Origin of the sequence: Bacillus sp. T2.9-1 (genome assembly GCF_950097965.1) — a bacterium.
GTDB lineage: Bacteria > Bacillota > Bacilli > Bacillales > Cytobacillaceae > Niallia > Niallia hominis.
This window is the reverse complement of sequence record NZ_CATNHG010000063.1, coordinates 1-225: the sequence shown is the minus strand read 5'-3', so window position 1 is coordinate 225 and position 225 is coordinate 1. Positions and strand designations below refer to the sequence as shown.

1 protein-coding gene is annotated in these 225 nt (G+C 32.4%); it reads right to left on the bottom strand.

Features of this window, described 5'->3' with window-relative positions:
* Positions 1-137 (bottom strand): UPF0236 family transposase-like protein (locus QQZ16_RS23215; RefSeq protein ID WP_446715444.1); only part of this gene is annotated, 137 nt, incomplete at its 3' end.
* Positions 138-225: the final 88 nt, after the last annotated feature.

Genomic DNA, 225 nt, shown 5'->3' with positions numbered 1-225 from the left:
CGTAAAGCAAATCTTCTTTTGTCTCGTTGCTGAGCAATCTCTTGATCCCAATTTTCTAATGTTTGAACAAGAATTTCTTGAAACGTCATTTGGAGTGTTCGAAATAAAGTTTTTTCCAATTCTTTTAATGATGGCATTTTTGTGTTACATTGATTCATGAGAGCCTCTCCTTTTCGTAGTTTTCTAGTCAAATTCTACTTTACAAAAGGAAGCTCTCTTTTTTAA